This window comes from Streptomyces sp. ME02-8801-2C (assembly GCF_033793965.1).
Lineage (GTDB): Bacteria > Actinomycetota > Actinomycetes > Streptomycetales > Streptomycetaceae > Streptomyces.
The window spans coordinates 569,682-584,639 of the sequence record NZ_JARAXP010000007.1 but is presented as its reverse complement, the minus strand read 5'-3'; the positions used below and the strand labels follow the sequence as shown (position 1 = coordinate 584,639).

9 protein-coding genes are annotated in these 14,958 nt (G+C 71.6%); 3 read left to right on the top strand and 6 right to left on the bottom strand.

What is annotated here, in order from left to right; all coding sequences use genetic code 11:
- Nucleotides 1–204: 204 nt before the first annotated feature.
- The 4 genes from PV396_RS25715 to PV396_RS25700 form a co-directional block, all read right to left on the bottom strand.
- Nucleotides 205–810, bottom strand: a complete 606-nt coding sequence (locus tag PV396_RS25715; RefSeq protein WP_319208385.1) for an ATP/GTP-binding protein — start codon at nucleotides 808–810, stop codon at nucleotides 205–207.
- A gap of 118 nt (nucleotides 811–928) precedes the next feature.
- The gene (locus PV396_RS25710; protein ID WP_319208384.1) at nucleotides 929–1,324 is read right to left on the bottom strand and encodes a DUF742 domain-containing protein; all 396 of its coding nucleotides are present in this window, start codon (nucleotides 1,322–1,324) and stop codon (nucleotides 929–931) included.
- 9 nt (nucleotides 1,325–1,333) lie between these two features.
- Nucleotides 1,334–1,774, bottom strand: a complete 441-nt coding sequence (locus tag PV396_RS25705) for a roadblock/LC7 domain-containing protein (RefSeq protein ID WP_319208383.1) — start codon at nucleotides 1,772–1,774, stop codon at nucleotides 1,334–1,336.
- A complete protein-coding gene (locus tag PV396_RS25700; RefSeq protein ID WP_319208381.1) occupies nucleotides 1,771–4,821 on the bottom strand; it encodes a nitrate- and nitrite sensing domain-containing protein in 3,051 nt (1,016 codons plus the stop codon). Before PV396_RS25700 ends, PV396_RS25705 begins: the two co-directional genes overlap by 4 nt.
- Before the next feature lie 420 nt (nucleotides 4,822–5,241).
- Between PV396_RS25700 and PV396_RS25695 the strand changes: the two genes are divergently transcribed.
- The 3 genes from PV396_RS25695 to PV396_RS25685 all read left to right on the top strand — a co-directional run bounded on the left by PV396_RS25695 (nucleotide 5,242) and on the right by PV396_RS25685 (nucleotide 9,134).
- Complete coding sequence (locus PV396_RS25695) at nucleotides 5,242–5,811, top strand: hypothetical protein (protein ID WP_319208460.1); 570 nt, start codon at nucleotides 5,242–5,244, stop codon at nucleotides 5,809–5,811.
- 144 nt (nucleotides 5,812–5,955) lie between these two features.
- On the top strand, nucleotides 5,956–7,416 hold the full coding sequence (locus PV396_RS25690; protein WP_319208378.1) for an aldehyde dehydrogenase family protein: 1,461 nt from the start codon (nucleotides 5,956–5,958) through the stop codon (nucleotides 7,414–7,416).
- 146 nt (nucleotides 7,417–7,562) lie between these two features.
- Nucleotides 7,563–9,134: an APC family permease gene (locus PV396_RS25685; protein ID WP_319208375.1), complete on the top strand. Its 1,572-nt coding sequence runs from the start codon at nucleotides 7,563–7,565 to the stop codon at nucleotides 9,132–9,134.
- Between the two features lie 51 nt (nucleotides 9,135–9,185).
- Here PV396_RS25685 and PV396_RS25680 read toward each other — a convergent pair whose 3' ends face one another.
- Both PV396_RS25680 and PV396_RS25675 read right to left on the bottom strand, forming a co-directional pair.
- Nucleotides 9,186–13,955: a hypothetical protein gene (locus PV396_RS25680; RefSeq protein WP_319208373.1), complete on the bottom strand. Its 4,770-nt coding sequence runs from the start codon at nucleotides 13,953–13,955 to the stop codon at nucleotides 9,186–9,188.
- A gap of 71 nt (nucleotides 13,956–14,026) precedes the next feature.
- On the bottom strand, nucleotides 14,027–14,911 hold the full coding sequence (locus tag PV396_RS25675) for a hypothetical protein (protein ID WP_319208371.1): 885 nt from the start codon (nucleotides 14,909–14,911) through the stop codon (nucleotides 14,027–14,029).
- Between the last annotated feature and the right edge of the window lie 47 nt (nucleotides 14,912–14,958).

Genomic DNA, 14,958 nt, shown 5'->3' with positions numbered 1-14,958 from the left:
ACGCACCACCGCAATCTCGTCCGGAGTCACACACCCTCAACGCCACACCCAGCCCGCAGGACACGCACCACTACAACCGACCTGACCAAGCACTACTAGCGCTCCCGCTCGAAACGCGCCTCCACGCGTGCGTGCCATGGACCGCGGCCCGTACCCCGGTCGGCGGGGGTACGGGCCGTGCGCAACCGGGGCGGCGGAGGGCGGTCAGGTGGTGACGGCGGCGCGGCGGTCGGCCGCGTACGCCATCGCGTGCTGGACGACTCCGATGAGAACCTCCTTGACCGACTCCCGGTCGCGCGCGTCGCACAGCACCAGCGGCACGCTGGGGTCGAGGTCGAGCGCCGCCCGGACGGACTGCGAGGGGTAACGAGCCGCTCCGTCGAAGCAGTTGACCCCGACCAGGAAGGGGATGGAACGCCGCTCGAAGTAGTCGACCGCGGCGAAACTGTCCTCCAGACGGCGGGTGTCGGCGAGGACGACCGCGCCCAGCGCGCCGGTGGCGAGCTCGTCCCACAGGAACCAGAAGCGGTCCTGTCCGGGAGTCCCGAAGAGGTACAGCACAAGATCCTCGCGCAGGGTGATCCGGCCGAAGTCCATCGCCACGGTGGTGGTGTTCTTCCCCTCCACCCCCCGGGTGTCGTCGACCGGGCGACCCGCCTCGGTCAGCAGCTCCTCGGTGCGCAGCGGCTTGATCTCGCTGACCGCGCCGACGAGGGTCGTCTTGCCCACGCCGAATCCGCCGGCCACGAGGATCTTGAGCGTGACGGGCTCGACCGGGGGCTTGCCGCGCTCAGAACGCCCGAAGATCATCGGTCTCTTCTCCTGCTTGTTCGGGGTCGGTCGACGGTGGGCCGCAGCCCCCGCCGACGGGGTTTCGATGACGGGTACGTCGTCGGCGCCGACGTCCGCGGAGTCGCTGCCGCGCTGGTCAGAGCGCCCGGAGGCCGTTGATCACATCGCGCAGAATGCTCTCGTCCACCAGCTCTGCGGGGGGCACGGGACGCGTCACATGGACCATTTCCTCGTCCACGAGGTCTCCGATGAGGACCCTCACCACGCCGATGGGGAGATTGAGTTCGGCGGCGAGCTCGGCAACCGACTGGGGCGTGTCACGACAGAGTTCGACGATGTCCACGTGTTCCGGGGACAACATGTGGTCTGCTTCCGGGTCGTCCGCGTGTGCCTCCGTGACGACCACCGCGATCAGGTCCAGGCGGTGCTGGGCCGCATGGCTGGTGCGGCCTCGCGTCATGGCGTACGGACGGACGACCGGTCCGGCCTCGTCGTCGAACCAGTGGCTTCTGGGCTGACCATCTCCGCTCATGTCATTCCACTACCCGCCGGCGGGCAGATCGGTGCGCGGAGCAGCCCCCAGATGCACACCGACACGCTTCACCAGCAGGGTCATCTCGTAGGCGACCTGGCCCACGTCCGAGTCGGCGTCCGAGAGCACGGCCAGACAGCTGCCGTCCCCGGCCGCCGTCACGAACAGAAAGGCGTCGTCGAGTTCGACGACCGTCTGGCGGACGCTGCCGGCGTCGAAGTGACGTCCCACGCCCTTGGCGAGGCTGTGGAATCCGGAGGCGACGGCGGCCAGGTGCTCGCTGTCCTCGCGGCTGAGGTCCTTGGAGACCCCGGTGGGCAGTCCGTCGCCGGAGAGCACGAGCGCTCTGCGGATGCTGGCGACCCGGTCGACGAGGTCGTCGAGGAGCCAGTTGAGCTCGCCCGTCGCCTTGTCGCTCGCGGTCTGGCCGGTCGCCTTCGGTGCGGTCATCGACCGTCCCCCTTATCCGTTCCTTGTGCTGTGCCGTCCTGGGCGCCGTCGCCCACGGCGTTCTCCTCACGACCGCGCTGCCAGCCACGCTGCAGCGAGGCCATGCGGCTGCGGACCTCGTCGGCGTCGCGGTCGGCGAGGTCGGGCCCGTCCTGGGCCCGGGGCTTCATACGTTCGGCGCGCCGTTCCGGGCCTTCCCGCAACTGCGGAGCCAGGTTGGCCTGCCGTACCCGGCGGGGCAGTCCCGCCGTTCCGGCCGGCGCGGGGTCGGCCGCCGGGCCGAGGCCTGCGGCACTCCCGCCGGAGCCGCCTCGCCGGTCGCGCTGCGGGAGGACCGGTGCGTCCGCTGCCAGGTCGCCGAGGCCGTTGCGGCCGGTCGCCGGCCGCCCGGCGACGCCCCGGACGGGCGCGTCGGGACGGTGGCCGGCGGACCGGTCGCCGAAGCGCGAGGCAGAGGGTTCTGTGCGGTCGGTGAGACTCCCGGTGCTCGCGGGATCCAAGCGCTCGCCGGCGCTTCGGCCGATGGTCTCGCCACTGCGGTCCCACGCCCGCGCACCGGGCTCCTTGCGGCTGCCCGGTCCTTCGCCCGGATCGGTTGTGCGGCCGATCGCCGTCTCGCCCCGGCGGCGGGCCGGGAGCGGTGCCAGCGCGTCCGGGCCCGTCGTGCCGGCGCTCTCCACCGGCTGCTCGTCCGCCGCCGAGGGGATGCGCCGGGGCGGCTGTTCCGTGACCGGACGGCCGTGGGAGCTGACCAGCTTGGGAGTTCGGCGGCGCGGCAGTGCCACGGGATCGCCCGGCAGGCCGGCCGCTCCGTCGGGGTCGGGTGTCCCCCAGCCCCCGGGGGCCTGCTGTTGCTCCGCCCCGGGGAAGTCGTCGGTGTCGCTCGTGTCCCCGGTCGCGCCGGTGAACGAGCGGCGGGGCCGGGCGAGTACGCCGTGATCGCTGTCCTCGTCGCCGAACGAACCGGGGAAGTCGCTGAAGGCGTCGAGGTCGACCGGCGCCTCCAGTTCGACGGGCCCGCCGATGAGCGAGGGCGGCAGCCCGGGCAGGCGCACCGGTGCCTGCGAGAAAGCGGCCCTGCGGTTCCCCTCGAACTCGGCCTCCTTCGAGGGGAGGGCGCGGTCGAGGCGGAAGCCGATGCCGTTGGTGTCCGGGACGTCGTCCGTGAGGAGTGCGTCGGGGACGAAGACGACCGCCGTGGTCCCGCCGTACGGGGACGGCTGGAGGGACACCCGGACGTTCTGCCGCTGGGCGAGCCGGCTGACGACGAACAGGCCGAGCCGGTCGGTGTCGGACAGTTCGAACTCGGGTGTCTCGGCGAGCCGCAGGTTGGCGTCGAGAAGGGCTTCGGCCGCCATACCCAGGCCCCGGTCGTGGATCTCCAGGGTGAACCCGTTGGCGACACGTTCGCCCAGTACCTGGATGGCCGTGTGCGGCGGCGAGAACACCGTGGCGTTCTCGAGGAGTTCGGCGACCAGGTGGGTGAGGTCGGCGACGGCCGGGCCTGTGACGGCCATCCGGGGCAGCCTGCGGACCTCGATGCGCTCGTAGTCCTCGACCTCGGCGACAGCCGCGCGTACGACGTCCATCAGCTGGACGGGTTTGCGCCACTGCCGGGAAGGGGCGGCTCCGGAGAGGATCACCAGGCCTTCGGCGTGCCGGCGCATACGGGTGGTGAGGTGGTCGAGGCGGAACAGGTCGGCGAGTTCGTCGGTGTCCTCGGTCCTGCGTTCCATGGTGTCCAGCAGGGTGAGCTGCTTGTGCAGCAGGACCTGGCTGCGCCGGGCGAGGTTGACGAAGACCTCCGAGACGCCGGCGCGGAGTTCGGCCTGCTTGACGGCGGCTTCGACGGCGGCGCGCTGCAGGGTGTTGAGGGCCTGTCCGACCTCGCCGATCTCGTTCTTGTCGTACTCCAGACGGGGGACCTCGGTCTCCACGTCGACCTGCTCGCCGGCCGACAGACGGCGCATCACGCTGGGCAGGCGCACGCCGGATGCCTCGTGCGCCTCCAGGCGGAGTTGACGCAGGTCGCGGATGAGGGTGCGGCCGATGCGTACGGACATGACGAGCGAGAACAGCAGGGCGACCAGTCCGAGAACGCCGGCGATGACGACCTTGACGATGACGCCCATGACGACCGGGCGGACCCGGTCCTGATAGCGGTCGGCCGACTGGTCGTTGAGGGTGCGGAGTTCGACGAGGACGTCGCCGGCCGTGGTGTCCCAGCTCTTCGCGGTGACGCCCCGGGGGTGGCCGGATTCCGCACCGATGGCGGCCTGTTCGGCCACCCGGAGGGGTGCGGTGGCGGCGTTCTTCCAGAACCGCTCGTAGCGTGCGCGGTCCGACAGCGGAAGCAGGGGCAGGCTGACGTCGTACATGACGGTGCGCTGCGCCACGAGGTCGGAGATGTCGCGGGACTCGTCGCGGGTGAGTTTGCCGACGACCAGCGCCGAGCCGAGCAACGCGTCCTCGCGGGAGAGCAGTTCGCGGGCACGGGCGACGTTGACGAGGGCGCGGGCCTGCTTGTCCATCTCCAGGTTGTCGATGATGTGCAGGTTGGCGAGCAGCGCGTAGCAGGGGTCGACCAGTTGGTTGTACAGGTTGAGGGCCTGGGACCGGGTGACGGTGCCTTCCTCGACGCTGCGGCGCAGGGGGTCGATGCCGTCGAACGCCTCCAGGACGGCGGTGAGGCGCTCGCTGTCGCTGTCGCTGATCGAGTTGCGCACACTGGACTTGTCGGCGTTGTCGCGGATCTTGTCGATGACGTCATCGGTGGCGGTGCGGCTGCGCCGCAGAGCCGCCAGCGCGTCGGAGGCACGGGGATCGGCAAGATAGACGAGGGTCTGGCGGCGCTCCTGCTGGAGTACGCGCACCGCGTCCTCGGTGGGGTAGCTGACCTTCTCCACGATCGACGACACGTTGAACAACTCGGCCGCCTGACGCCCCGTCAGGACCGTGGCGAAGCCCCAGATCGCGGTGAGCGACACCAGCGGCACGAGAAGCAGTGCCACGATCTTCCGGCGGATGGACTTCCCGCGAAAGCGCATGGCCTCCCCCAGCTCGCCCCCGTCTGCGCGGGGGTACACATGTGCGTCAATAATCGGCGTGAGCCTACTACCGACACACTGATAACTCGAAGACCTGTCCGGAGGCTGAACTTCCGTCCTCCCGGCGAGACATGGCGAGTTGTCCGGTCATGACGGGAGATTGTCTCCTCGAATCCCGTGCCGACCGTAGGACGACGACCCTCGCCCAACTTGGCCGTTTGGCTGGATTTTGTCGTTTGATGGGAATCATCGAGACACGCCGTACGTCTTTGTACATGAGAGGTGGGCGGCGGAACCCTCAGCAGGAACCGCGTCCCGCGTCCAGGCGGCGTAAAAGAGCGCAAGCCGGGCAGCCACTGGGGAGCCGGTGTCACCGACACCGGAACGGGCGGTCTGCTGGGCGGTGGGGAGTGACACGTGATGGGCACGGCGGAACGACGCGAGGTTCTGGGGAACGGCGTTGTGGCGCCCTCGGTGGCGCAGGGGGACGTCGAGAAGGTCAGCACTGGCCGAGATACGGGCACGGGTGGCATCGAGCCGTCCCTCGCTCCGGCGGAGCAACTCCGGGCCCCGGTCGGGGCGGAGGCGCGGCCCGCCTACCGGCAGCTGTGGGTGGAGGAGCCCGCGCGTCGGCGTCGGCTGCCGGATCCGGTGCGGACGGCGGCCGTACGTGCGGTGCTCGTCATCGCCGTCACGCTGATTCAGGCCATGGTGGCCTTCCTGTCGGCGTTGGCCGGTTCCTGGCTGGCCTTCCCGACGCTGCTCAGCAGCGTGGCCAGCACCGTGGTGGCCACCTGGGCCGCACTCGACGTGTGGGTCACCCGCCAGGTCTGGAACCAGCGCAACGGCGTGGTGTCGGTACCCAGCAGCACGGCACGGGCGCTGCGCCGTGAGCGCCGCAAGGCCCGACGTCAGGCCCGGACGGTCGCCCGGACCCAGGAGCGGATACGCAGGCAGGGCGGCGGTTCCGGGCAGTTGTCGCACCCCTGAGGGCCATTGACGGACATGGGGCGCACCAAGCCCTTCCTCCATCAGGCGTGTCGAAGATCACATTCGGCATGAAACCGCCGTCGGTCGGGGAGGCGCCCAGTCGCGAGGGTGCCTTCGGTACGGCGCTTACCAGGAGGAACGAACATGCCCGAACTCTTCATCGGCGGGACCTGGAGATCCGCACTCGACGGTCGCACCCGCGAGATCCGCTGTCCCGCCGACGGCTCTGTGGTCGGGATCGTCGACGAGGCGAGCGCCAAGGACACGGTGGAGGCCATCGCCGCCGCCCGACGGGCCTTCGACGAGGGCCCGTGGCCGGGTACGCCGGCCGGGCAGCGCGGCGACCTGCTGCTGCGCGTCGCCGACCTCATGGTCCGCGACAAGGACGAACTGGCCCGCGCGGAGTCCCTCGACACCGGAAAACGCCTGGTGGAGAGCGCCTACGACATCGACGACATCGTCAACTGCTTCCGGTACTTCGGCCGGCTCGCGGCCGCCGAGACCGGGCGGGTCGTCGACACGGGCTCGCCGAGCGTGGACAGCCGGGTCGTGTACGAGCCGGTCGGCGTCTGCGCGCTGATCACTCCGTGGAACTACCCCCTGCTCCAGACGGCCTGGAAGGTGGCCCCCGCACTCGCGGCCGGCAACACCTTCGTCCTCAAGCCGAGCGAGCTGACCCCGCACACCGCGATCCATCTGATGCGGCTCCTGACCGAGGCCGGACTGCCGCCGGGCGTGGCCAACCTCGTCCTCGGCGCCGGTCCTGAGGCGGGGGCACCGCTCGGCGACCATCCGGACGTCGACCTGCTCTCCTTCACGGGCGGACTCCACACCGGCCGTCGTCTGATGGCCGCCGCGGCCGGCACTGTGAAGAAGGTCGCGCTCGAACTCGGCGGGAAGAACCCCAACATCGTCTTCGCCGACGCCGACTTCGACACGGCCGTCGACATGGCGCTCACCGCCGTGTTCCTGCACTCCGGGCAGGTCTGCTCGGCGGGGGCCCGGCTGCTGGTGGAGGACTCGCTGCATGACCGTTTCGTCGACGAGGTCGTCCGGCGGGCCCGGCTGATCCGGCTCGGCGGCCCGTTCGACGAGGACGCGCAGACCGGCCCGCTGATCTCCGAGGCACATCGCGCGAAGGTCGAGGCGTATGTCGCCCAGGGCCTGGCCGAGGGTGCGGTACTGCGCTGCGGCGGCGCTCGTCCCGAGGGGCTGGACGGCGGTTTCTACTACCTGCCGACGGTGCTCGACGAGTGCGACGCCCGGATGAGCGTCGTACAGGAGGAGTCGTTCGGTCCGGTGCTCACCGTGGAGCGGTTCACGGACGAGGCGGAGGCGGTCCGGCTCGCCAACGACACCGTGTACGGGCTCGCCGGGGGTGTCTTCACCACCGACGAGGCCAAGGCGCAGCGGGTCGCGGGCCGGTTGCGGATCGGCACGGTGTGGATCAACGACTACCACCCGTACGTCCCCCAGGCGGAGTGGGGCGGCTACAAGCAGTCCGGTTTCGGCCGCGAACTGGGGCCCTCGGGGCTCGCCGAGTACCGCGAGGCCAAGCACATCTGGCGGAACACCGATCCTTCGCCGCAGGGCTGGTTCTCGTAAGCCCCTCGTACGCCGCCCACTTCGTACGTCATCTTCCTTGTGCGTCATCCCCCTTGTGCACGTCTTGAATGTGCCTCCCCATTGATTCCGGCACCCGCACCGAGCCGCTTCCTCCCACTCCCCCCGGCTCACCCAGGAGTCCGCTCATGGCAACGACCGACCGACCGACAGGCCCAGAACCCACGGACGATGCCGAACTCGCCGAGTTCGGTTACAAACCGGAACTCAAGCGCACCCTCGGCAACTTCCACACCTTCGCGGCCGGGATCAGCTACATCTCGATCCTGACCGGCACCTTCCAGCTGTTCTACTTCGGCTACGGCAGCGGCGGTCCCGCCTACTGGTGGTCGTGGCCGATGGTGTTCGGCGGGCAGTTCATGGTCGCGCTCTGCTTCGCGGAGCTGGCCGCCCGCTATCCCGTGGCGGGCTCGGTCTACAACTGGTCGAAGAAGATCGGCAATCCGCACCTGGGGTGGCTGGCCGGCTGGATGATGCTGATCGCCTCGATCGTGTCAATCTCGGCGGTGTCCCTCGCCTACCAGCTCACGCTGCCGCAGATATCCCATGTCTTCCAGATCGTCGGGGACGGCACCGGCAAGTACGACGTGGCGACCAACGCGGTGATCCTGGCAGCGGTGTTGATCCTGTTCACGACCGTGGTGAACGCCTTCGGCGTCAAGCTGATGGCCACCATCAACACGGCCGGTGTCTTCATCGAGCTCATCGCCACGGTCGTACTGATCGTCCTGCTCGCCGTGCACATCACGCGCGGTCCGCAGGTGGTCATGGAGACGAACGGTACGGGCGCGAGTCACGGTGCCGGTTACCTCGGCGCGTTCCTGGTGGCCTCGCTGGCGTCCGCGTACGTCATGTACGGCTTCGACACCGCCGCCTCGCTCGGCGAGGAGTCCGTGAACCCGTCACGGAACGCGCCGCGTGCCATCATCCGGGCGATCGTCGCCTCCTTCGTCCTCGGCGGTCTGATCCTCCTCCTCGCGCTGATGAGCGTCTCCAGCCTGAAGGGCGAACAACTGTCCACGGACGGGCTGCAGTACATCGTGCTCGACGTACTCGGGTCGACGGCCGGCAAGGCGATGCTGTGGTGCGTGCTGATCGCGGTCACCGTCTGCGCGCTCGCCGTTCACACGGCGGCGATCCGGCTGGCGTTCGCGATGGCCCGCGACAACAACCTGCCGGCGTCCTCCCTGCTCGCGAAGGTCAGCCCGCGTTTCCAGACCCCAGTACTTCCCGCCGTGATCGTCGGGGTCCTGTCGCTGGCGATCCTGGTGGTCAACATCCGCCAGCCGCAGATCTTCACCGTCGTCACCAGTATCGGCATCATCATGATCTACCTCGCCTATCTTGGCGTCACCGGACCCATGCTGGTGGCACGGCTGCGCGGCAGGTGGCAGCCGGCCGGCGACGGCAAGTTCTCGCTGGGCCGCTGGGGCCTGCTCGTCAACATCGGGGCCGTGGTCTGGGGCGCCGCCATGACGACCAACCTGATCTGGCCGCGCGCCTCCGTCTACAACGCCACCGCCCCCTTCCACTGGTACCTCCGGTGGGGTGCCGTGCTGTTCGTCGCGGTCATCGCGGGTGGTGGCTTCGCCTACTACTGGTTCGTCCAGCGCCACCGGACGGGTGTGCTCGCCGGACACCGCCTCGAAGAGACCCCGTCCGCGCCGACCGCTCCCCTGGCCGCCCCTGCGGCCGACTGAAGGTGACGCTTTCGGCGCCGTCAGCCGACCGCCCCGCCGTTCGCCGTGCCCCTACGGGGTCGCCCCCGAGGGGATGGCAGGCGCCGGCCGTTTGAACATCCTCGTCGCCGTGATCTCGCTGTGCACCGCGTCCCCCTCCCCGGCCGGGGCCTGCTGCGGCAGCCCCGGTCGGAGGTGTTCCTCCACGCTGATGTACTTCAGGCCCGCGCGGAGGTCGGCATCGTTGCGCAGCCGGATGACGAGGGGGAACTCGGCGAGCGCGGTCGTGTCGAACAGGCCGGTGGTGTAGAGGAGTTGGACGCCCAGAGCGTCGGACACGGCTCGCTGGAGTTCGAGCAGGTACGTCGCGTTGGCTCGCCCGATGGGGTTGTCGAGGAACAGGGTGCCGGCGTGGCGGTGCTTGTCGCGGCCCCGGTCGTTGCTGCGCAGGGCGGCCATCGTGCAGTACAGGGCGATGGCCGCGGTGAGGAGCTGACCGCCCGAGAACACGTCGCCCATCTGTCCGACGGGTACGCGCTCGGCGCGCAGTACGGCGTCGGGCTTGAGGATCTCCACGGCGATGCCCTTGGGCTGGAGGGCGGCGCCGACTCCCCTCAGGAGCAGGGACATTCCGTCCCGGCGCAGGTCGGAGTTCTTCTTCACCGCGGCGCGGGTCGCCTCGTCGATGACCTCGCCGAGCCGCTCGGTGAGCGTCGCCTGGTCGGGCTCCTCGAACCGGATGCGCAGGAACTCCTGTCCGGACCACTCGCCGAGCCCCTCGGGCAGCCGGGACAGCCGCTGCGCGGACCGCAGGGTGGCCAGCGCCGACTCCACCAGCCCGCGCAGCCGGTCCACGATCGAGTCCCGGTTGCGCTCCAGCTGCGCCAACTCGTCGGTCAGGACCCGCAGTCGGGGCGCGAAGGCGTCCGCCCACTTCTGGGCGTGCTCGGGCAGCGCGGACGCGGGCAGTTCACGGATCTGCTGCCGGGCGGGGGTGCGCACCGCCTCGTAGCGCGTGGAGTTGGCATGCCGTACGAGGATGTCGCTCGCCTCGCGCACGGCGGCCTCGGCGGCGGACAGGTCGGCGGCGCAGCCGCGCAGTGAGCGGCGGGCCTCGGCGGCCGACTGCCGGGCTTCCTCCGGGCTGCCGGGGTAGGGCTCCGGCGCTTCGTGCTCCTCGTCGGAGGCGTGCTCACGCAGCAGGTCGCGGAGCATGGCGGCGATCTCGTCGAACCCCGAGGCGGCGTCCTCGGCCGCCCGGTGAGCGCCGAGGAGTTCGGCGTGCGCTTCCCTGGCCTGGGTCAACGCCTCGCTGCGGGAGGCGAGTTCGGCGGTGGCGGTGCGCAGCAGGACCTGGGCCTGCTCGGCGTCGCGCGGGACGAGTTCCTCGGCCAGTTCGGTGTGCGCCTCGCCGTCCTCGGGAGCGTGCCGCTCGGCCTCGCCGCGCAGCCGTCCGAGCTGCTCGCTGGCCGTGGACACCCGGGTCTCCAGGAGCTGTACCAGTTCCTCGGCCCGCGCGGAGGCGGCCTGCCGGGACGGTCCGTCGGATCCCTCCGGCGACTGCAGCAGCTGTTCGGCGCGCGTACGCACCTTGTTGCTCAGCCGGTCCAACTCCGCGCGCGCGGCGCTCTCGTCACTCTCGGACCGCGCCTGCTCCGCCCGCAGGTCGGCGCCGACGCCGACCTTCTCGTAGAGCTGGGACGCTGCCCGGTAGGCCTCGCGGAGAGCGGGCAGCGACGACTTGGCGGCGTCCTCGTCGGCTGCCGGTACGTCATCGGGGGCGCCCGCGATCTCCGCGCGCTCGGCGCGCAGGGCGCGGGCCGTGCGGCGCGCGTCGTCGGCGGCGCGCTGGGCGGCGCGCCGGTCCTCGTCGGCGGACCGGGCGCGCTCCAGGCAGACCTGGGCGCGGGCCTCCGACTCGACGGCCTCGTCGGCGAGTTCACGCACCTTGACCTGCCAGCCGGCACGTTCGCGCAGCCTGAACGCCAGTCCGGCGAGTGCGTCGGCGGCGCGGCGGGCCCGCTGGGCGGCCTCCTGCCGTTCGTCGCGCAGGCGGGACGCCTCGCTCGCCACCTCGTCGGCCTCGGCCCGCACGGTCCGGGCTTCGGCCAGCTCGGCCTCGGCCTCCTCGGCGAAGGCACGCGCGTCGTGCGCGGCCCCGGCCAGCTCGACGAGCCGCCCGGCCGGACAGCCCGTACGCCAGGAGGCGAGCCGCGCGGCCAGTTCGCGGTCCTTACCGAGCCGTGCCGCGAGCGTGCGGATCTCCTCCTCCCGCTCGCCCGCGCGGGCCCGCAGTGCCTGCCGCTCCTCGTCGGCGGCGTGCTCGTCGTGCATGGCGGGGTTCGGCGGTACGAGGAACACGTCGCCGTCGCCCGGTCCCGGGGCCGGGGTGGGGGCCAGCAGGGCGGCCGCCGTACCGACCGCCACGGCGGAGCGGGGCAGCAGCGCCGCGTCGGCGAGGGCCTCGCGGGCACGCGCGTGGGTGCCGGGGTCGGTGATGATGACGCCGTCGACCAGTTCGGGACGGGCGGCCAGTACCCGCGCGTGGTCGGCGGGGTCCACGGCCTGGGCCAGATAGCGCCAGCCGGGCAGTGCGGGGATGCCGTGCTCGCCGAGGAACTCGACGGTGGCCAGGACGTCGGGGCCGGGCGGCAGCAGTCCGCCGTCACCGAGGGCCCCGAGGATCCGGGCGTCGTCGGCCGCGGCGGTCCGCAGCTCGAAGAGCTGCCGCTCGGCGGAGGTGACACCGTCGTCGAGCAGTTCGCGGAGTTCGTCGGCGAAGCGGTCCAGTTCCTCGGGTGTCAGGGGACCCTCGGTACCCGCCCCGGACGCGCCCTTCCCGGCGGAACGCGCCGCCGGCCCCTGTGCTCCACCGGTCCCGTCAGCCGTTTCGGCACCGGCGCGCGCGCCCGGCGCCCGGCCGTCGCGGCCCTCTGCCCCGCTCGCACTCTGCTGGTGCGGCAGCGTGGTCCGACCTCGCTGCCGCGCGCCGCCGGTGGACGGCAGACTCAGCAGCTCGGCGAGCCGTTCCTCGGCCGCCAGGCCCTCGGCGGTGCGTCGCTCGGCGTCGTACGCGCGTTCTGCCGCAGTGGCGGCGTCGGCCGCGCGGGCCGCCGTCAGCTCCGCGCGGGACTCGGCGGACGCCGCTTCCCTGGCGTGCTCGGAGGCCCGCCTGGAGGCCTCGCGGGTGGCGTCCCAGGCCTCCACGGCCGTCTTCTCGGCATCGCTGGCGGCGAGCGCGGCCCGGGCCGGATCCGCGTCGGGGGCGCTGTCGTCGAGCCAGCCCGCGCGGACCGCCTCGGCCGTCTCCTGTTCGACCTCGCTGAGGCGCTGCCGCAGATGCCCGACCTCGCTGCGGGCGCGTTGTGCCTCGGTGGCGGCGGCCGTCGAGTCCCGGTGGGCGGCCTCGCCGATCTCCTGGAGGGCGCCGGACCGCTCCTCCTCCTCGTTGGCGAGCGCCTCCGCGCCTTCCGCCGCCGAGTGCAGGGCCCGTACGAGGTCGACGGCGGCCTTGGCGCGGGCGGCGAGCGCCGGGGCCGCGTCCCGCTCGGCCTCGCGGATCGCGACGGCCACGCGCGCGGAGCGGTCGGCGGCGGCGCGGTGGCGCAGGACGACCTCGGCGGCCTGCCAGGCGGAGTGCATGGTGCGCGCGTCGGCGAGTTCGCGCTTCTGCGCGGCCGCCGTCTTCTCCGCCGCCGCGAGGGCCAGGGAGGCGTGCCGGTAGGCGAGTTCGGCGGCGATCAGCGCGCTGCGCTCCCGCGCGCCCTCCGCATGGGTGACGGTGTACGCGGCGGCTGTGACCCGCTGGGCGAGATCGCCGGCCCGGACGCGTTCCTGGACGCCCCGCGCGGACAGCCGCCGGGCGAGCGTGCGCGTCCGTCGTTCCGCACCCGCGTGGATGTCCCGCGCGCGGGAACGCGTTTCGGCGGCCTCGACGATCCGGCCGAGCAGGTCCACGGATCCGGCGGTGAAGTCCCGTTCGGCGATCAGTTCGGACCGACGCCCCAGCTTGTTGCCGAAGCCGCCGACCAGGTCGGCGAGCCCGTCCGTGTCCCGGGTGTCGGTGACCGCGCGCAGCAGCAGGTCGGTGAAGTCGGAGTCCTTCTTGACCGCGAAGAGGCCGGCGGCCTCGCCCTCGTCGGCGTTCATCTCGCGCTGGTAGCGGAAGAGTTCCGGGTCGAGTCCCAGCTCGCCCAGATGCTCGTTCCAGCGGTCGTGGATCTCCTCCCAGTGCACCTCGAGGTGGGGGTAGACCTTGCCCGCCTCGGTGATCGCGTCCCGGAAGCCCTTCATCGTCCGGCGTCGCCCCTGGGCACCGGATGCTCCCTCGACCGGCGGCCGTACGGCGGTGGACTCGGCGACGGGAAGGTTGTCGAGGCTCAGTCCCGGGCCGGGCCGGAAGGAGTACCAGGCCTCGGCGAACTTCCGCGGGTCGTTGGAGACCTGCCGCCCCCGCCACTCGCTCGCCTTGCCGACCACCACCAGCTCACCGGTGAGCGTGTGCTGCCACTCCAGGGCCACATGCCCGCAGTCGTCGGCGAGCAGGAACTTCCGCAGCACACCGGAGCTGGCGCCACCGAGTGTGTTGCGGTGCCCGGGCAGCATCACGGAGAAGATCAGCTTGAGGAGTACGGACTTGCCGCCGCCGTTCTCCAGGAAGAGCACGCCCGCGGGCGCGGGCCGACGCGGCGGTCCGACGGGCTCGTCCTCGAAGAACTCCGCCTGGGTGGGCGCGGGGTCGGGCACCGGCTGGCCGACACCCCGCAGGTCAAGCACGGTGTCGGCATAGCGCGCACCGGCAGGACCGATGGAGTAGAGGCGGACCCGGGACAGCTCGTACATGGCGGACTCTCGTAGTCGGGAGGGAGTGGTCGGGCACCGGTCGCGTGGTGCGAAGGGAGCCGGAGCGGCGGTCAGGACTGGTGGAACGGCAGTCCGGCGTCGGCCACCAGCTCCAGGTCGTCGGTGTCCTCGGCGGGCAGCAGCGTCGGTGTCCCGTCGGTGACCGGCACGACGCCCAGCTCGAGCAGCTCGGCCATGGCGGCGTTGCCGGCCATGTCCCGCACCTGGAGCTGGTAACGGGCCGTCGTCCGGTACGTACCGCCGTTGTCGTCGCCCGTGCGCTGGAGGAAGCCGGAGTCGGTGAGGAAGACGACGGCCTTGCCGACGATGCCGGTTGTCGAACCGGCCGGTCTCCGCGCGTCCTTGGTCGCTCCGGTCGCGCTGCGTCTGATCCAGATCCGCCAGGCGGCCTCGAGTCCGGGGGCGTCGGTGACCGGGTCGGTGTTCTCGCCCTGGGCCTCCGCCCGCTCCTCCAGCCGTCGGCAGGCCTGCCGTACGAAGGCCTCGACCCCGTTGACGGTGACGCGTCCGATGTAACCGTCGTCGGCCAGATCCTCGGGCCTCGGAAACGCCATGGCGGCCACGGCGAGATGGGCGAGCCCGTGCAGGAAACGGTCCGAGCCGTCGGCGGACGTACGACGGGCGTAGTCCCCCATCCGCACGGCGAACACGGAGTCCTCGGCGGCGGTGACGGCCATCCCCGCGCGCGGGGACACCTCCAGCACGATGAGCCCCAGCCCGGCGGCCACGGCATCGGCGAGCCGGGCGAACGCCGGGTCCTCGCGATACCGCCGCAACAACTCGGCGTACTCCTGATCCCGGGCGGCCTGCAGCTTGGGCTGCAGCCCGAAGGCGACCAGCCGAGCGGCGTCGGCGGCATCACCCGGAGTGATCGCGGCAGCGGCAGCCGACGCGACAAGTGCCTCCGGCTCACTCCAGTCGACCTGCTCGTTCACGGCTGAGACTCCCTGTTCTTGTAAGCGAAGGGCCGGCCAACTTCCTC